This window comes from Cryobacterium sp. MDB2-A-1 (genome assembly GCF_004402675.1).
Taxonomy (GTDB): domain Bacteria; phylum Actinomycetota; class Actinomycetes; order Actinomycetales; family Microbacteriaceae; genus Cryobacterium; species Cryobacterium glucosi.
Map to the genome: position 1 here is coordinate 34,352 of NZ_SOFK01000043.1, position 17,564 is coordinate 51,915.

Annotated in this window: 13 protein-coding genes; 8 read left to right on the forward strand and 5 right to left on the reverse strand. The window is 68.3% G+C overall.

Going from position 1 to position 17,564, the window contains the following annotated elements; translation table 11 throughout:
- The first annotated feature begins 13 nt into the window (after window positions 1–13).
- On the forward strand, window positions 14–1,459 hold the full coding sequence (pyk, locus tag E3O39_RS16075) for a pyruvate kinase (RefSeq protein ID WP_134448728.1): 1,446 nt from the start codon (window positions 14–16) through the stop codon (window positions 1,457–1,459).
- 66 nt (window positions 1,460–1,525) lie between these two features.
- Here the strand turns inward: pyk and E3O39_RS16080 are convergent, their stop codons facing one another.
- The gene (locus E3O39_RS16080; protein ID WP_134448727.1) at window positions 1,526–2,308 is read right to left on the reverse strand and encodes an alpha/beta fold hydrolase; all 783 of its coding nucleotides are present in this window, start codon (window positions 2,306–2,308) and stop codon (window positions 1,526–1,528) included.
- Between the two features lie 178 nt (window positions 2,309–2,486).
- On the opposite strand from E3O39_RS16080, the gene metH reads away from it, so the two are divergent.
- The gene (metH, locus tag E3O39_RS16085; RefSeq protein ID WP_134448756.1) at window positions 2,487–6,023 is read left to right on the forward strand and encodes a methionine synthase; all 3,537 of its coding nucleotides are present in this window, start codon (window positions 2,487–2,489) and stop codon (window positions 6,021–6,023) included.
- Here the strand turns inward: metH and E3O39_RS16090 are convergent.
- Genes E3O39_RS16090 through E3O39_RS16100 form a run of 3 tightly spaced genes read right to left on the reverse strand, consistent with a single transcriptional unit; the run spans window position 5,911 to window position 9,483 of the window.
- The gene (locus E3O39_RS16090; RefSeq protein WP_241985112.1) at window positions 5,911–6,831 is read right to left on the reverse strand and encodes an ECF transporter S component; all 921 of its coding nucleotides are present in this window, start codon (window positions 6,829–6,831) and stop codon (window positions 5,911–5,913) included. The genes metH and E3O39_RS16090 overlap by 113 nt on opposite strands.
- A complete protein-coding gene (locus E3O39_RS16095) occupies window positions 6,828–8,915 on the reverse strand; it encodes an ATP-binding cassette domain-containing protein (RefSeq protein ID WP_134448725.1) in 2,088 nt (695 codons plus the stop codon). Before E3O39_RS16095 ends, E3O39_RS16090 begins: the two co-directional genes overlap by 4 nt.
- Window positions 8,916–8,928: 13 nt before the next feature.
- Complete coding sequence (locus E3O39_RS16100; protein ID WP_134448724.1) at window positions 8,929–9,483, reverse strand: hypothetical protein; 555 nt, start codon at window positions 9,481–9,483, stop codon at window positions 8,929–8,931.
- A 141-nt stretch (window positions 9,484–9,624) separates the two neighbouring features.
- Here E3O39_RS16100 and E3O39_RS16105 point away from each other — a divergent pair, with 141 nt between their 5' ends.
- From E3O39_RS16105 to E3O39_RS16120, 4 genes are all read left to right on the forward strand, one after another.
- Window positions 9,625–10,284: a hypothetical protein gene (locus tag E3O39_RS16105; protein WP_134448723.1), complete on the forward strand. Its 660-nt coding sequence runs from the start codon at window positions 9,625–9,627 to the stop codon at window positions 10,282–10,284.
- Window positions 10,285–10,417: 133 nt separating this feature from the next.
- Window positions 10,418–11,023, forward strand: coding sequence for a copper resistance protein CopC (locus E3O39_RS16110; RefSeq protein WP_134448722.1), 606 nt, complete (start codon window positions 10,418–10,420; stop codon window positions 11,021–11,023).
- Window positions 11,024–11,066: 43 nt separating this feature from the next.
- Complete coding sequence (locus E3O39_RS16115; protein WP_134448721.1) at window positions 11,067–11,597, forward strand: copper chaperone PCu(A)C; 531 nt, start codon at window positions 11,067–11,069, stop codon at window positions 11,595–11,597.
- Window positions 11,594–12,838 (forward strand): Dyp-type peroxidase, encoded by a 1,245-nt coding sequence (locus tag E3O39_RS16120; protein WP_134448720.1) that lies wholly within the window; start codon window positions 11,594–11,596, stop codon window positions 12,836–12,838. Before E3O39_RS16115 ends, E3O39_RS16120 begins: the two co-directional genes overlap by 4 nt.
- Before the next feature lie 46 nt (window positions 12,839–12,884).
- On the opposite strand, the gene E3O39_RS16125 is transcribed toward E3O39_RS16120, so the two are convergent.
- Window positions 12,885–13,913: a glutathione S-transferase family protein gene (locus E3O39_RS16125; RefSeq protein ID WP_134448719.1), complete on the reverse strand. Its 1,029-nt coding sequence runs from the start codon at window positions 13,911–13,913 to the stop codon at window positions 12,885–12,887.
- Between the two features lie 111 nt (window positions 13,914–14,024).
- Here E3O39_RS16125 and E3O39_RS16130 point away from each other — a divergent pair, with 111 nt between their 5' ends.
- Window positions 14,025–16,262 (forward strand): glycoside hydrolase domain-containing protein, encoded by a 2,238-nt coding sequence (locus tag E3O39_RS16130; protein WP_134448718.1) that lies wholly within the window; start codon window positions 14,025–14,027, stop codon window positions 16,260–16,262.
- The gene (locus tag E3O39_RS16135) at window positions 16,259–17,548 is read left to right on the forward strand and encodes a glycosyltransferase (protein ID WP_134448717.1); all 1,290 of its coding nucleotides are present in this window, start codon (window positions 16,259–16,261) and stop codon (window positions 17,546–17,548) included. Before E3O39_RS16130 ends, E3O39_RS16135 begins: the two co-directional genes overlap by 4 nt.
- Window positions 17,549–17,564 lie beyond the last annotated feature (16 nt).

Genomic DNA, 17,564 nt, shown 5'->3' on the forward strand with positions numbered 1-17,564 from the left:
GAGCACTTTCAGAATGAGACGCGCCAAAATTGTCGCTACCCTCGGGCCGGCAGCCGCCAGTTACGATCAAATTCGAGCCCTGATCGACGCGGGTGTCGATGTCTGCCGGATGAACCTGAGCCATGGTGACTACACCGTGCACGAGGCCGTCTACGCGAACATCCGCAAGGCAGCGAATGATTCCGGTCGTGCGGTCGCCGTCCTGGTCGACCTGCAGGGCCCGAAGATCCGGCTCGGCAAGTTCGAGGGCGGCCCTTATGAACTGGCCGTCGGCGACATCTTTAAGATCACCACGGACGATGTCCTCGGCACGAGGGAACTCTCCGGCACGACGTACAAGGGCCTGCCCAACGACGTCAAGCCCGGCGACTTCCTGCTGATCGACGACGGCAAGGTCAAGGTCGAGGTCGTCGCGACAAACGGCATCGTCGTCACGACGCGCGTCATCGTCGCCGGCCCGGTCTCGAACAACAAGGGCATCAACCTGCCCGGTGTTGCCGTCAACGTTCCCGCACTGTCCGAGAAGGACGAAGCAGACCTGCGCTGGGGCCTCCGCCTCGGCACCGACCTGATCGCCCTCTCCTTCGTGCGCGACGCGGCAGACATCACCCGCGTGCACGAGATCATGGCAGAGGAGGGCCGCAAGGTCCCCGTCATCGCCAAGATCGAGAAGCCGCAGGCCGTCGAGCACCTTGAAGAGATCATCGACGCCTTCGACTCGATCATGGTCGCCCGTGGCGACCTCGGCGTCGAGCTCCCGCTCGAAGCCGTCCCGATCGTGCAGAAGCACGCCGTCGAGCTCGCCCGCCGGATGGCCAAGCCGGTCATCGTCGCGACGCAGATGCTCGAATCGATGATCCACAGCCCGGTCCCGACGCGTGCGGAAACGTCCGACGTCGCGAACGCCGTTCTCGACGGCGCGGACGCGGTCATGCTCAGCGGCGAGACAAGTGTCGGCGAATACCCCGTCGTCACGGTTCAGACCATGGCGCGGATCGTCGCATCCACCGAAGACCACGGCCTGGAGCGCATCGCGCCGCTCACGAACAAGCCGCGCACCCAGGGCGGGGCGATCACCCTCGCCGCGATCGAGGTCGCGGAATTCGTCGACGCGAAGTTCCTCTGCATCTTCACCGAATCCGGAGACTCCGCCCGCCGGATGTCCCGCCTGCGGTCGAAGATCCCGATGCTCGCCTTCACGCCTGAGCCCGGCATCCGCCGCCGCCTCGCGCTCACCTGGGGCGTGCAGACGTACCTCGTGGACCGGGTCACGCACACGGACTCCATGTTCGGCCAGGTCGACGACATCCTGCTCGGCCAGGGCCTGGCCCAGCTCGGTGACAAGGTCGTCGTCATCAGCGGTTCCCCTCCCGGAATCGCCGGCTCGACGAACGACATCCGGGTGCACCGCATCGGCGACGCCCACAACGAGGTTGCTCCGGCATACGTCAAGCAGTAGTCCCGTTGGAAGGAAAGCCCCGTCGACCGTTTCGGTCGGCGGGGCTTTTCCTGTGTCCCGGCGGGATCAGCCCGTCGTGCCCAGGAACGCGATGGCCGCGTCGCGGAAGGCGCGGGAGGTCGGGGCGTTGAAGTGGTTGCGGCCGGGGATCTCGAAGAACGATCCGGCAGGCGTGGCCTCCGCGAGGGCCCGCGAAGCCTCGAGGATTCGATCCTCGCTCCCGGTCGCGAACAGGAGCGGCTGGGACGGCGCGTTGTCTGGTCCGGGCTGGGGACCGTCGCGCATGCCCTCGACGAGCGCGACGAGCGCCTCGAGATCGTTGCCCGGCAACGCCTTGGCCATGGTGAGGTACGCGCCAGTGAGCCGGTCGCCCACCTCGGTGCCGTGTTCGATGTGCGCGCGGGCATCGGCGACCTGGAATCGCGTGAGCGGGTCACCGTCCGGAATGCCGCCGAGTATCGCGCGGGTCACGCGCCCCTCGAGCTCCCTCGCCGCCTGCCAGCCGACCCGTGCGCCCAGGGAGTAGCCCGCGTAGGCGACCTCGTCGAGCAGGTAGGCGTCGAGGACCTGTTGCACGTCGGCGACGAGCGTGTCCATCGTGTACGCGGAGGGGGAGTGCGGCTTGTCGCTCAGGCCGTGGCCACGCTGGTCGATCGCGATCACGTGGAAGCCCGCGCGCAGGAGGTCCCTCGTCCAGCCGGTGGCGTGCCAGTTCGCGACGGCGCTCGACGCGAAGCCGTGCACGGCGAGCACGGTCGGGTCCGACGGATCACCGAATTCGTAGGTCGCGAGGTTGACCCCGTCCGCGGAGTAGACGAAGCGGTGGGCGGGCGCTGTTCGAGTGTTCATCGTCCACTATTTGACCACGCCGGCGGCCGGGGCGAGCGCTGCGGGGAGCGGCCAGGTCTCTGGCCCGGGCCGCTACTGTAGACGGGTGAGCGAACTGACAGTGAGATCCGATGCCGTGCAGCACCCCGAATTCGCGGATGCCGTGCGCCCGGCCCGGTCGCAGGCCCTGCTCGACACGATGAAGGAACGGGTCGTCATCGCCGACGGCGCCATGGGGACGATGCTGCAGGAGCACAACCCCACCCTCGACGACTACCAGCAGCTCGAGGGCTGCAACGAGATCCTGAACGTGAGCCGTCCCGACATGATCGAGGCGATCCACGGCGCGTACCTCGATACCGGCATCGACGCCGTCGAAAGCAACACCTTCGGAGCCAACTGGTCGAACCTCTCCGACTACGACATCGAGGACCGTATCGAGGAACTCGCGAGGCGCGGAGCGGCGATCGCCAGGAAGAGCGTCGAGGACTACGAGTCCAGGGACGGCCGGGTGCGCTGGGTGCTCGGTTCGATGGGTCCGGGCACCAAGCTCCCGAGCCTCGGCCACACCACATACGCCCACCTCAAGGCGACCTTCGCCGAGCAGGCCGTCGGTCTCATTCGCGGCGGTGCCGACGCCTTCCTGATCGAGACCTCCCAGGACCTGCTCCAGACCAAGTCCGCGGTGAACGGCTGCAAGCAGGCCATCGCGGAGACCGGCATCCGCCTGCCGATCTTCGTCGAGGTGACCGTGGAGACCACAGGCACCATGTTGATGGGGAGTGAGATCGGGGCGGCGCTCACGGCGCTCGAACCCCTCGGCATCGACGCGATCGGCCTGAACTGCGCCACCGGTCCGACAGAGATGAGCGAACACCTGCGCCATCTCGCGCGCTACTCGCACGTTCCGGTGATGTGCATGCCGAACGCCGGCCTGCCGATGCTGACGGCGACGGGGGCGAGCTACCCGCTCACGCCGGACCAGCTCGCGACGGCGCACGAACAGTTCGTCAAGGAGTTCGGGCTGGGCCTCGTCGGCGGATGCTGCGGGACGACTCCCGCGCACATGCGCGCGGTCGTCGACCGCCTGCGCGGCGCCACCGTCAGTGCACGCACGATCGAAGAGGACTCCGGCGTGGCGAGCCTCTACCAGCACGTCAGCTTCGACCAGGACAGTGCCTTCCTCGCGATCGGGGAGCGCACGAACGCCAACGGCTCCCGGGCATTCCGCGACGCCATGCTCGAGGAACGCTGGGACGACTGCGTCGACATCGCCCGCGCCCAGGTCCGCGACGGCGCCCACCTGCTCGACGTCTGCATCGACTACGTCGGGCGGGACGGCGTCGCCGACATCCGCCAGGTCGTCTCCCGGCTCGCGAGCGCTTCGACCCTGCCGCTCGTCGTCGACTCCACAGAGCCCGCGGTGCTGCAGGCGGGCATGGAACTCATCGGCGGACGCCCGGTCGTGAACTCGGTCAACTTCGAGGACGGCGAGGGCCCCGCCAGTCGCTTCGGCCGGATCATGCCGCTCGTCAAGGAACACGGGGCCGCCGTGATCGCCCTCACCATCGACGAGGAGGGCCAGGCCCGCACCGCAGAGCACAAGGTGCGCATCGCGACGAGGCTCGTCGAGACCCTCGTGAACGCCTGGGGGATGCGGGTCGAAGACATCATCGTCGACGCCCTGACCTTCCCGATCGCCACGGGCCAGGAGGAGACCCGCAGGGACGGGATCGAGACGATCGAGGCGATCCGGCAGATCAAGGCGAAGTATCCCGGCATCCACACCACGCTCGGCGTCTCGAATGTGTCCTTCGGGCTGAACCCGGCGGCCAGGTCGGTGCTCAACTCCGTGTTCCTGCACGAGGCGACAGCGGCCGGGCTCGACTCCGCCATCGTCAACTCGGCCAAGATCGTTCCGCTCGCCTCGGTGCCGGACGACCGCCGTAAGGTGGCGCTCGACCTGGTCTGGGATCGCCGCGAGTACGACGTCGACGGCAACCTGACGTACGACCCACTGGCCGCGCTCCTCGACCTGTTCGCCGGTGTCGACTCCGCCGCACTGAAGGACGAGCGCGCGGCCGAGCTCGCGGCCCTGCCTGTCGGCGAGCGCCTCGAGCGACGCATCATCGACGGAGAGGCCAAGGGGCTCGAGGCCGACCTCGACCTCGCCCGCGCCGGAGGGATGAGCGCCATCGACATCGTCAACGTGCACCTGCTCGCCGGCATGCAGATCGTCGGCGCCCGGTTCGGCAGCGGAGAGATGCAGCTGCCGTTCGTGCTGCAGTCCGCCGAGGTGATGAAGGCCGCCGTCGCGCTCCTCGAGCCGCACATGGAGAAGTCGGAGGCAGCGGGCAAGGGCACGATGGTCCTCGCGACCGTGCGCGGCGACGTGCACGACATCGGCAAGAACCTCGTCGACATCATCCTGACCAACAACGGTTACGACGTCGTGAACATCGGGATCAAGAAGACGATCAACGAGATCATCGCGGCCGCGGAGGAGCACAACGCCGACGTGATCGGAATGAGCGGCCTGCTGGTCAAGTCCACGGTCGTGATGAAGGAGAACCTGCTCGAACTGAACAACCGGGGGCTCGCGAAGAAGTGGCCCGTGATCCTCGGCGGCGCGGCCCTCACCCGCGCCTACGTCGAGGAAGACCTCGCCGGACTGTTCGAGGGGCAGGTCCGGTACGCCAGGGACGCCTTCGAGGGCCTGAAGCTGATGGAGCCGCTCGTGGCCATCGCCCGCGGCGCAGACCCGGCATCCGTCGGCCTGCCACCGCTGAAACAACGCATTCACAAGCGCAGCCTGCTCACCGTCACCGAGCCGGACGCCATGCCGGTGCGCAGCGACGTGGCCGCAGACAACCCGGTGCCCGTTCCGCCGTTCTGGGGGACCAGGATCGTCAAGGGCGTCGCCCTCGCCGAATACTCGGCCTTCCTCGACGAGAGGGCGACCTTCATGGGCCAGTGGGGCCTCAAGCCCAGCCGCGCGGAAGACGGCGCCAGCTACCAGGAACTCGTCGACACCGAGGGCAGGCCGCGGCTGCGGTACTGGCTCGACCGGATCCTCGCGGAGGGCATGCTCGACGCCTCCGTCGCGTACGGCTACTTCCCCGCATACAGCGAGGGCAACGACCTCGTGGTGTTGCACCACGACGACGACCCGGACGGGCGCCTCGGCACGCCGGGCCTGCTCGCGCCCGACGGCGGTTCCGGCGGAGCGGTCGGCACCGAACGGTTGCGATTCTCCTTCCCGCGCCAGAGACGGGACCGGCACCTGTGCCTGGCCGACTTCGTCCGTCCGCGCGAGTCCGGGCAGGTCGACGTCGTCGCCCTCCAGCTCGTCACGGCCGGCGCCAACGTCGACAGCGTGACCGCGAAGCTCTTCGCTGCGAACAAGTACCGCGATTACCTGGAGCTGAACGGTCTCACCATGCAGCTGACCGAGTCCCTCGCCGAGTACTGGCACGCTCGCGTGCGCTCAGAGCTCGGTCTCGGCGCCGAGGACCCGGCCGACGTGGCCGGCATGTTCAAGCTCGAATACCGCGGCGCCCGTTTCTCACTCGGCTATCCGGCCTGCCCCGAGATGGAGGACCGCCGCAAGGTCGTCGAACTGCTCAGGCCCGAGCGGATGGGTGTCGTGCTGTCTGAGGAGCTGCAGCTTCATCCGGAGCAGTCGACGGATGCGTTCGTGTTCCATCACCCGGAAGCGAAGTACTTCTCGGTCTAGCGTCGCCCGGCGATGGCGCGCTCCTGGCGGCGGGCAGTTTCGCCCGGCGCAGGGCGGCGAGGGCCGCCGGGCCGACCAGGAAGATGCCGAGCACCGTCGTGACGGCGCGAACGGTGTCCCAGGTCAGCGTCGACGTGACGAGCGAGTAGAGGCCGAAGGAGGCCAGGTTCGTGCCCAGGGACGCTCCGGGGGAGTAGGAGATGCCGGTCCCCGTTCCAACGGCGAACGGCCAGAACCACAGGTTCATCACGAGCCCGAACAGGTAGGACGCGACGACGCCGTACCCTGCCAGGAGCGCGATCTCGAGGCGTGCCCTGGCACGCGGGCCGAGTCGCCCACCGGCGCGCAGGCGCGGCAGCAGGGCTGCACCCGCGCCGACCCAGCCGCAGGCGAACATCTGGAACGGGGTCCACGGCCCGAACCCGCCCCAGAGCACCGAAGACACGGCGATGGTCAGCAGCCCGAGCAGCAGCCCGAACCGGGCACCGTAGACCCGTCCGGCCAGGATGAGCAGGATGAACACGGCCTCGACACCGCCGACGCCCGTGCCCGCGATCCGGACCGCAGCTCCCACTGCCGCGAGCACCCCGAGCAGGGCCACCGTCTTCGCGGTGTACATCTCGCGGTCCACCACGAGGGCGAGCGCGACGATCACGGCGGGCACGAGGGCGAACGCGACGAACGGAACAGCGCCCTGCGCGTCCCGGGGAACGGCGGTCGCGAACAGCGGCCAGCCGAAACCCGCGGCGGCGAGCAGGCTGCCACCCCACAACACCGCGGATGTCCACCGCCCGCTGCGGCGCTTCACGGCGTCACCGGCTTGTCCCGGCCCGGAGTACCGACAGCTGAGGCTGCGCCCGACGCCCCGGCGCCGATGTACAGCTCGGCACTCAGGCACCCGGCCTCGAGGTGCAGGGTCCGGGTGGCGAAAGACCGGGAGAAGTCGTGGTCGTGCGTCGCGAACAGCACCGCGGATTCCCGGCTGGACGCGCGTTCCAGCGCCGTGCCCACGAGCGAACGGGCTGCGGCGTCGAGGCCTCGGGTCGGCTCATCGACGAGCAGCAGGGCAGGGGTGTCCGCGAGCTGGATCGCGATCGCGAGGCAGAGCCGCTGGCCCGCGGACAGGTCCCGCGGGTGACGCTCGAGGAGGGGAGCTGCTGCGGCGGAGTCGTGCCCCAGAAGCCGCGCGAACGTCCCGGCTGTGGAACCCGGTGCGAGGCCCGCGCGTGGTCCCGCTCGTCGCCGCGTCGACCGGTCACTGCGGCGGCATTCGTCCGCGACCGTCGTAGCGAAGAACAGGTCGTCGAAATTCTCCGGAACGAGCGCGACCGCCCGGCGCCGGTTCCTCCTGTGCATGGCCGAAACATCCTGCCCGGCGACGATCACGGTGCCACGGGTCGACGGCAGCGCGAGCGCGTTCAGGAGGCTGCTCTTGCCCGCCCCGTTCCGGCCCTCGAGGGCGACGATCTCGCCGGCTGCCAGCTCGAGTGACACCGCGTCGACGACGGTCCGGTCGCCGTGTCGAACCGTCAGCCCGCGGATGCAGGCGAGCGGCTTTCCGGCGAACGGCACCGCGGCGCGCAGCCCGGCCTCCGACTCCGATCCGGGACTCGGACGGTGCCCGGCCCGTGCGTTCCTGCTCGGGACGCTGCGATCGCCGACCCGGTTCGGCGGCTGATCACCCGGAGGCAGCATGCGCGCGCGGTGCCCGTCGAGCACGAGCCAGGCATCCGCGATCGTTTCGAACTCGCGGCTGTTGTGCTCGGCGACCACGACGCAGACTCCGGCCTCGTGGGCCAGCCGGTCGAGCACGCGGAGGACCCTGTCCCTCGCCTCGGTGTCGAGTTCGGCGAGTGGTTCGTCGACGAGCAGGAGCACCGGCCGGCAGATCAGGGCGCCACCGAGGGAGACGAGGGTGGCCTCCCCGGCGGAGAGCGCCGAGACGGGGCGACCCAGCAACGGCGTGATGCGGAGTTGCGCGGCCACCTCCCGCACACGCTGCTCCACGATCACCGCGGCGACGCCGCGCACGGTGAGGGCGAAACCAATCTCCTCCGCCACGGTCTCCGCGACGAAGGAAAGCCGCACATCCTGTGGCACCAGGCCGACGAAACCGGCGGTGTCGCGCGGGGGAGTCTCGGCCCTGTCGACGCCGCCGATCTCGATCCGGCCGTGCTGGCGGCCGCCGTGGAAGTGCTGGAACAGCCCGCTCATCGCCTGGAGCAGGCCGGACTTGCCCGAACCGGTCGGCCCGACGATGACCGTGAGGGTGCCGGGGGCGAGAGCGAGGTCGAGGTGCTCGAGGCGCCAGTCCCCGTCGAAATCGAGCGCGGCATCCGCCAGGACGACGGGCCGGTCACAGGCGCCGCCGACGGCCCCGACGGACGCGAACCCCCGCGCCTCCATCGATGCAGCGAGGGCGAGGGCGCGCTCGATGGTCTGCTCGAACACCGGGACGAGCAGGGCTGCCACGGTCCGCTCGCCCCGGAGGGCAGCGGCCAGGCGGACGCGCCTGACCGAGTCCAGGAGTGCGGGAAACGTGGCCCACGCGATCACAAGCGCGCGGGAGACCGTGCGCAGCGGCCCGCGCCTGGCGCCGCGGGCGAACAGGCGGCTCACGTCGACGAGCGCGTTGAGCACCCCGAACACGAGGATCACGGCCGCGACCGGGAGCGCGCTCAGCGCCGCGTTCCCGATGCCGCCGGTCGTGACAGGGCCGAACAGCACGACGTGACTGAACGGTCCGGCGAGGGGGACTCGCGGCAGGTCGAGCAGCACCAGCCCCGTGCCCCCGCCGCCGCCGAAGAGCACCCGGTATCCGATCCGAAGCACCACGAATCCGAGCGCGAAGAGCACGGCCGCGCGGAGGGGGGCCAGGCGAAAGCGGAACACCGGGGTCGGAGCCCTAGCTCCCGGGCGTCGGAGTCTCGGTACCGGTGGTGAACACGAGGCCGAGGGACTGGCCCGGCGTCACCTGGAGGCTCCCGAGGCCCTCCTGGGCGTACTCCCAGGCCGCGCCGGGGGATTGCTGGATCCACAGCGCCCAGTATGCGTATGCGGGCGCCATCGACTGGCACGATTCGACGAACGAGGCCTGGCCCGTGACCGTGACGGTCTCGTCGGCGGCAGGGCGCCCGTTCACGCGGCAGACGACCTGGTCGCCGTACTGGACGGTTCCCTCGGTCGCGACGGCCGCGGTCTTCATGACGGCGCTTGCAGCGATCGTGGTCGCCGTCCCGGTGTCCACACAGTCGGTGATCTTCGGTGCGGCGAGGGTTCCGAAATCGACGACAACCCTCACCCCGGAACAGGCCTCTGGCGAGGCGGACTCCGTGGCGGCGGCCGTTGCTGCGGCTCCGGGCGCGGCTGTCCCGCTGGGCGACGTGGACGGGCCGGTGGCGCAACCGCTGAGCGCCAGCGCTCCGAGCAGGGTGAGCGTAACGAGTACTGGCATCTTCATGCCCCCCAGAATACTGAGCGGCAGGCGGGAATCGGAATTCGTCAGACGCGCAGGGTCATCGTGGGTAGTGTTGGCCTGAGACGCTGAAGCCAGCAAACAACGGTATTGCCTGAATCAGGCACACGTCGTCCAGGAGAGACCATGACCACCCGGGGTGCCAGGCTCGTTCGCGGCTGGCTGACGGCTTCGATCGCTGTCTTCGTCGCAGCGTTCGCCCACGCCGCTGCCGGGGGGAACAGGCCAGGGGCGCTCGGAACCATGCTCGCCCTCGTCTTTTCCGGTCTGGTCTGCACCTTCCTCGCTGGAAAGTCGCTGTCCCTCTTCCGGATGTCTGCTTCGGTCCTGGTGAGCCAGTTCCTGTTCCATGTCCTGTTCGGGTTGGGCGGCGGCACCGGTGTCGCACTGACCGTGGTCGCCGGGTCGCACCACGGTTCGGTGACGGTCATACCCGACCCGCACGCGGCAATGGGTTCGATGGGCCTGACTTCCTCAGGGACGGCCGTCGCCGCGTCTGCCCAGATGGACGCGTGGATGTGGCTCGCCCACGTCGGCGCCGCGCTCGTCACGATCATCGCTCTGCGCCACGGTGAGGCGGCGTTCCGAATGCTCTCCGATCTGGTGGGCCTGCTGGCGTCGTACCTGAACACTGCCTGGCATCTCCACGATGGCCTCCTCATCGTCGTCCCGCATGGACCGGGCGACTGCGTTCCTCGAAACGGATCCGCAGCGTTGACCGACTTCGGTGTTCTGCGATCGAGCGTCTGGCGCAGGGGACCGCCGAGGGCTCTGCCGTCCTTCTGATCCATTTTCTGCGGTAACCGCTGCCGACTTTCCGGCACAGGTTCCGCAGCGTGCGTCCGATCACGCGGGCTCCGCCAAACCGGGATTTCCGGTCTGTCCGGCAGGCTCCGCAGGTGCACGTTCCACTCTCGTGATGAGGCAGAACATGATCCCCTTTCCGCGCGCCCGCTGGGCGATGACCGCACTCGCAGTGTTGACCCTGGTCTCCCTGTCCGTCGTGAGCGGGGCAGCTCCTGCTGCCATGGCCCACGATCAGGTGCTGTCGACCTCCCCGAATGCCGGGGAAAACCTGGACTCGGCGCCGAAGCAGGTCGCCATCGTCTTCTCGGACGACATCCTCAGCGTCGGAGCGATCATGCTCATCGTCGACCGGCAGGGTCGGAACTGGGCAGGCGGGACGCTGGCACTGGACCGCGCCACGGCGACCCAACCGCTCGCACCGGACCTCCCGGACGGCGCGTACGAGGTGCGGTGGCGCGTAGTGTCTGCCGACGGGCATCCCGTCGCCGGAACCTTTCCGTTCTCCGTCGGAACGGTCCCGGCCGGATCAGCCTCCGTCACGCCCGATCCGGCGACACCGGGAACGACGGATGCCGCAGCCGACCAGGCGCCGCCCGGCGCTCCCGGCGAGGGACTTCCCCTTCCGGTAATCGCTCTCCTCGGCGCCGGCGGCGGGATCGCGTTCTTCGCCGCCGTTCTGCTGCTCACGCGGTTCTGGACACGGCGACGCTCGGCCTGAAACTTCCACCTTGACCCCACACACCGTGCTTGGAGAACAACACATGACTCAGAAAATGACCACCCTCGCCAGCCTCGCCGTCGTGGCCGCACTGGCCCTTGCGGGCTGTGCAGGCACGTCGGCACCGGCTGCGACAACCGCAGCCGCAGCCGCGGCCGACAGTCTCAGCATCATCGACCCATGGCTAAAGGCCGCAGACTCCGGAATGTCGGCTGCGTTCGGCACACTGGAGAATGCGGGTGCCGTCGACGTGACCGTCGTGTCGGCGGAATCACCGGCATCCAGCATGCTGCAGCTGCACGAGACCGTATCCAACGCGGCCGGCGAGATGGTGATGCAGCAGAAACAGGGCGGCTTCATCGTTCCGGCCGGCGGCTCGTTGGAGTTGGCGCCCGGGGGCAGCCACATCATGCTGATGGGCCTCACCAACCCGATCAAGGCCGGTGATGAGGAGAGCTTCATTCTGACGCTGTCGGACGGCTCGACACTGTCCTGGACCGCGGTGGCCAAGGACTACACCGGCGCCAACGAGACATACACCGGTGAGATGAACATGGAGACCCCGAAAAAGTGACCGACAGCCCGGAGCCTGAACCGGCTCGCAGACTCAGCAGGCGGCACCTTCTCCTCGGGGGTGCCGCAGCGGGCATCGGCGCCGCGTCCGCCGTCGGCATTCAGCTTGCCGGTCAGGCTCGCGAGCCCACGATGTCGTCGTCAGACGCACCCGGTCCGGCGATGGAACTCAACGGCACGCTCACCGTGCCATTCCATGGAGTCCACCAGGCCGGAGTCGAAACGATTCCGCAAGGACACGCGACCTTCGTCGCGCTCACCCTGCATGACACGGTCGACCGGGATGCGCTGCGCAGGATGATGGTGATCCTGAGCGGCGATGCCGCACGCCTCACCCAGGGCCTGGCCGCGCTGGCCGACTCCGAACCGGAACTCGCCGTGGTTCCGGCCCGGCTGACGATCACCTTCGGCTTCGGCCCAGGGTTCGTCGCCCGGGCGGGCGGGGAAACGCCCACCTGGCTTCGGCCGCTACCGGCCTTCGGAGTCGACCGGCTCGAACCGGCGTGGGCCGATGGGGATCTGCTGCTCCAGATCGCCGCCGACGATCCGCTCACGGTCGCCCACGCCACCCGGATGCTCCTCAAGGACACGCGCAGCTTCGCGAGCGTGCACTGGGTGCAGCCCGGATTCCGTCGGGCGCCCGGTTCCGAGAAGCGGGGGACCACGATGCGCAACCTGTTCGGGCAACTCGACGGGACTGTCAACCCGGTGCCGGGGAGCGAGGACTACGAACACCTCGTCTGGCGCCCGGCCGACAATCCCGCCTGGCTCGCGGGCGGGACCGGATTCGTGCTTCGGCGCATCAGTATGGACCTCGACAAGTGGGACAAGCTCGACCGCGGCGGCCGTGAGTCGGCTGTCGGACGAACGCTCGCGAACGGCGCCCCACTGACCGGTGCCGCCGAGCGCGACGAGCCGGACTTCACCGCGACCACTCCGATCGGATTTCCGGTCATCGCGGAATACTCGCACCTGCGCCGAGCTCGCTCGGAGAACCGGGAGGAGCGCATCCTGCGCCGCGGCTACAACTACGACGACGCGCCGACCGGCGCGAGCGTTTCCAATTCCGGCCTCTTGTTCGTATCGTTCCAGGCGGATGTCGATGCCCAGTTCGTGCCCATCCAGCGACGGATCGACACTCTCGACCTGCTCAACCAGTGGATCACCCCGGTCGGGTCAGCCGTGTTCGCCATCCCCCCGGGCTGTCAGGACGGCGGGTACATCGGAGACACTCTGTTCTAGCGGATTCAGGTCGCGCGGTTCAGTTCTCGCGCCTCAGGTGTCGTGCTCAGAGCGCCGGCACCCGCTCTGCCGGCAGGGGAGACCCCGGCGGGGTGCCGTCGCCGAACGGACGCCCGCCCAGGGCCTCGCGACCAGACGGTTCGAGCCAGCCACGGGCATCCGGCCCCTTCGGGACGATGCCGCTCGGATTGATGTCGCTGTGGGTGACGTAGTAGTGCCGCTTGATCTGTTCGAAGTCGATCGTGTCGCCGAAACCCGGCGTCTGGAAGAGGTCCCTCGCGTATGCCCACAGGACAGGCATCTCGCTGAGCTTGTTGCGGTTGCACTTGAAGTGGCCGTGATACACGGCGTCGAACCGTGCGAGCGTCGTGAAGAGCCGGATGTCGGCCTCGGTGATCGTGTCGCCGACAAGGAAGCGCTGGGTCGCGAGGCGCTCCTCGAGCCAGTCCAGGCGGGCGAAGAGGGCGTCGTATGCCCGCTCGTAGGACTTCTGGCTGCCAGCGAAGCCGCACTTGTAGACGCCGTTGTTGACGTCGTGGAAGACCAGGTCGGCGACGTCGTCGATCTCGGCGCGATGCTCGACCGGATACAGATCGGGAGCACCCTCACGGTGATACTCCACCCATTCGGTTTCGAAGTCGATCGTGATCTGCGGGTAGTTGTTGGTGACGACCCGTCCGCTCGGAATGTCCACGATTGCGGGAACGGTGATGCCGCGCGGGTAATCCGGGAATCTCGCGAAATAGGCCTGCTGAAGCCTTTCAATGCCGAGCACCGGGTCAACGGCGCCGGGGTCGAGGTCGAAGGTCCAGCTGTTCCTGTCGTGCGTCGGTCCCGGCAGGCCCAGCGAGATGACCGCCTCCAGCCCGAGCAGGCGCCGGACAATCGCGGTCCGGTTCGCCCACGGGCACGCCCGCGTGGCCACGAGACGGTACCGGCCGGGCTCGACGGGCCAGCCGTCACGGGCGTCCCGGGTGATGCGGTCCTCGATGTAGTGGGTGTCGCGATCGAAGGGCTGTCCGGGTTCGATGTAGCTCGGCGTCAGGTCTGCGCCCTCGGGCTCTGGGGTGGTCATCCCTCAACGGTAGCGGCGGCGCGAGAATTTACCTCGCGGTAACGGAGTCGCGTCATCTTCGACGCAGTGCAGCGGCTACTCTCCGAGGAAGGCATTCAGAGGAGATACTGCATGATCGGTCGCGTTGACCCGTTTATCGGCACCGAGGTTACGGACCTTCCTCCCCAGACCGGCCTCGCGGCGACCTGGTGGTGGCCGAAGCCTCAGATCGGGAACACGCACCCTGGCGCTACCTACCCGCTCGGGATGGTATCGGCCTGTGCGTATTCGGGGGCCTATCCGACAGGGTACGGCCGGTACGACCTCTCTCTCGAGGGCATCCCGCCCCTCCTGCACGAGCGTCACCTCGCTTCGGGATTCGCGCACTTCCAGCAGTCCGGTACCGGCGCCATCCGCAAGTACTACAACTACTTCCGTGTCACGCCGATGATCGAACCGCTCGACGTGCTCGGCCGGACCTGGGAGCTGACCGACGAACAGGCCGAGCCGGGCTGGTATTCAGGAACCCTCGACTCCGGCATCACCGCGGAGCTCACCGTCGGGCCGAAGAGTGCGGTGCACCGGTATACCTTTCCCGCACATTCCAAGGCGCGGGTGGTCATCGACTTCTCGCACGGTGGCCTGTCGATTCCGTACGGCGCCACGATCCCGGTGCGGGCCCATCTCGAGTGCCTCGAGCCCGGAGTCGCCAGCGGCGAGATCGTGGTGGAGGGTGCCCCTCTTTCGGTGTACATCGAGTGCGACAACCCCCAGTGGCGTCAGATGCTCTGGTACGACAGACGCCTGATGCCCGGTGGTACCCGGCTCGACTTCGACCACATCCGGCCGACGACCTTGCGTCCGTTCGGCCTGATGTGGGCCGGTCCGAGCGAGGAGGGCCAGACGATCGAGCTGCGGATCGGATTCTCCCTGCGGGGCGTCGAGCAGGCCAAGCGCAACCTCGAGGCGGATTGCGGAACCGGACCGGCGCAGTTCACGCCTCGCCGCGAGCGGACCCAGAAGGTCTGGCGCAAAAAGCTCAAGGGCATCACGGTCAGGACGCCGTCTGCCGCTCGCCAGACGGTGTTCTCGACGGCGCTCTACCACGCCCTGATCAAGCCCTGCCTGGCCCCCTCTGAGAGCCCGTTCTGGCCGACGGACGGGCCGTTCGTCTTCGACATCAGCACGATGTGGGACATCTACCGCACCCAGCTTCCCCTGATCACTGCGCTGATGCCGGAACGAGCGGTCGAGCTCGCGAACGCGATGATCACCATCTCGGAGGAGGAGGGCAACTTCCCCATCGGGTACCGGATGGCCCGCGGAAGCGACCGTTTCTCACGGCAGGCGAGTGCTCTCGCCCACACCTTCCTCGCCGACCTGTGCCAGCTCGGCCTCCCCGGCATCGACTGGGACTGGGCCCTCGTGCACATGTCCGACGACCTGCGCCGCACCTACGGCGAGGAGTTCCTGGTCCACGGGGAGGCGCATCCGATCAGCCACACCCTCGACCTGGCATTCGGATACTGGTGCACCGCGAAGGTCGCCGGGCACGTCGGCGACAGGGCCCTCGTCGAGCAGTTCGTCGCCCTCGCTGAACGCTGGGTGAACGCGTACGACCCGGTCACCGGTCTCCTGAAGGACTCCACGTACTACGAGGGCACCCGGCACAACTACTCGTTCCGGCTGGTGCAGGACATGGATGCCCGCATCGCCCTGAGCGGAGGGGCCGAGCGGTTCATCGCCCAGCTCGACGAGTTCTTCGGCTACGGCGCCGAGCCGGTGAAGCAGCTCGTCCGGGGCTCCGGCCCGGAGGAAGTCGTCGCCGGCTACCGACTCGGCCGATTCGAGGGGCTCAACAACGAGCCCGACATGGAAGCGCCGTGGTCGTACCATTACGTGGGTCGGCCGGATCGCACGGCCGAGATCGTGCACAACATCGTGCATCAGCAGTTCGGCACCGGCCGGGGAGGGCTGCCAGGAAACGACGACTCCGGCGGGCTCAGTTCCTGGTTCGTCTGGGCGTCACTCGGGCTGTTCCCGGTGGCCGGCCAGAACATCTTCCTCGTCAACGCACCCTCCTTCGAGAAGTCGACGTTTTCTGTCGGTAAGCACTCGTTCACCATCCGTACTCGTGGATTCATTGAACCGACACCGGGCGGACCCGTACAGTATGTGCAGGCTATGGAATTCAACGGGGAACCGCTCGGGCGCACCTGGCTCAGTGGGAATGAATTCCACGCCGGTGGCGAACTCGTCGTGGAGTTGGGGCCTGAGCCGGGCAGCTGGGGAACGACGGACTTCCCACCCTCGACGCCATCATCCTTGTCACCATCACGAGCGTCACGATCCACGGGAGAGACACCATGAATTCTGTTGAGAACCGGCTTGTCATCGTGGTCCGGGCCGATCCGGTCATCTGCGGCCACTCCGTCGAAGCGCGTAATCTCGCTGAGACCGCGCTCGAGCGCGGCTTCGACGAGGTGCGCATCGTGACGTGGCCGATCGACAAGCTCCAGGCGTCCGGACTGCCGCTCAAACCGCTCGATTCCGTGCTGCCGTACAGTCCCGGGATCTTCGTCGACCGCCCCGCACCGGTCGGGGACTACAAGGTGCTCGACGGGCGCCACCTCGCCGGGGTCACCGGCCGGCTGATCGAGCTCTTCACCGATGGCGTGCCCACGGTCTGCCTCTCGCTCTACCTCACGCCGCATACGCTCGCGGTCTCCGACGCCGTGCGCGCTGCCTGGGGGACCGGGCTGCCCGTCAACGTGACCACGATCGCGGAAGCCGTGGGTTCGGACGTCACGAATGTCGTGCGCACCGCGGTCAACGAGGGACGATTCGGCGCCGCTGCGCACATCCTGTCGAGCTATCTCAGCCAGGATTACTGCGTCGCCGTGTCCGAGTACACCCGGCAGCTCATCATCACCGAGGCCGAACTCGTCGACCAGCACCACGGCACCCGCTACGCGGCCCAGTGCCGCGAACGGATCACGATCTCCTACCCGGCGATCGACGCAGACTCCTACCTGCACCTCGACGAGAGCGTGACGGACGACGTTCTCACCGCCCGCGGCCTCGAACGGGACGGGTACATCCTGTTCCTCTCCCGGCTCACCGCGGCGAAGGGCGTCGACGATCTCATCGCCGGTTACGCGATCAGCGCGGCCAGCCAGGACAAGATCCTCGTGATCGCAGGCCGCGGCCCGCAGTCCGAGGCACTCCGGGCCATCGCCGCGGCCTCGCCGCTCGCCGATCGCATCCGGTTCCTCGACGACGTCGGCGATGCGGAGAAGCCGTACCTGATGGCCGGATGCACCGCCTTCGTGCTTCCGAGCAAGCCGCGGCCTGAGTTCGTGGAGACGTTCGGCATCGCTCTGGCCGAAAAGATGCTGGCAGGCGGAGGTCCCGTGATCACCACCGTCACCGGCGGCATCGGCGAAGCGGTGGGCGACCACGCCCTGATCATCCCCGTCGAAGACCCGCAGGCGATTGCCGAGGCCATCGACCGCGCAATTCTCGAGACCACGGCGGAGGAGCGCAGGGACTGGGCTGACCGTGCGCGCGAGTATGCGATGCAGTTCGACCGGCGCAACGTCTTCGACCGGATGTTCGCCCCGCTGCGGGACACCGCCGAGGTCCCGCACCAGTAGGAGCGGATCGGGCGGT

Excerpts from the sequence above, each read along its gene's own strand:
- pyk (WP_134448728.1), top strand. The coding sequence starts at position 14 with ATGAGACGCGCCAAAATTGTCGCTACCCTCGGGCCGGCAGCCGCCAGT.
- E3O39_RS16080 (WP_134448727.1), bottom strand. The coding sequence starts at position 2,308 with ATGAACACTCGAACAGCGCCCGCCCACCGCTTCGTCTACTCCGCGGAC.
- metH (WP_134448756.1), top strand. The coding sequence starts at position 2,487 with ATGAAGGAACGGGTCGTCATCGCCGACGGCGCCATGGGGACGATGCTG.
- E3O39_RS16100 (WP_134448724.1), bottom strand. The coding sequence starts at position 9,483 with ATGAAGATGCCAGTACTCGTTACGCTCACCCTGCTCGGAGCGCTGGCG.
- E3O39_RS16105 (WP_134448723.1), top strand. The coding sequence starts at position 9,625 with ATGACCACCCGGGGTGCCAGGCTCGTTCGCGGCTGGCTGACGGCTTCG.
- E3O39_RS16110 (WP_134448722.1), top strand. The coding sequence starts at position 10,418 with ATGAGGCAGAACATGATCCCCTTTCCGCGCGCCCGCTGGGCGATGACC.
- E3O39_RS16115 (WP_134448721.1), top strand. The coding sequence starts at position 11,067 with ATGACTCAGAAAATGACCACCCTCGCCAGCCTCGCCGTCGTGGCCGCA.
- E3O39_RS16125 (WP_134448719.1), bottom strand. The coding sequence starts at position 13,913 with ATGACCACCCCAGAGCCCGAGGGCGCAGACCTGACGCCGAGCTACATC.
- E3O39_RS16130 (WP_134448718.1), top strand. The coding sequence starts at position 14,025 with ATGATCGGTCGCGTTGACCCGTTTATCGGCACCGAGGTTACGGACCTT.
- E3O39_RS16135 (WP_134448717.1), top strand. The coding sequence starts at position 16,259 with ATGAATTCTGTTGAGAACCGGCTTGTCATCGTGGTCCGGGCCGATCCG.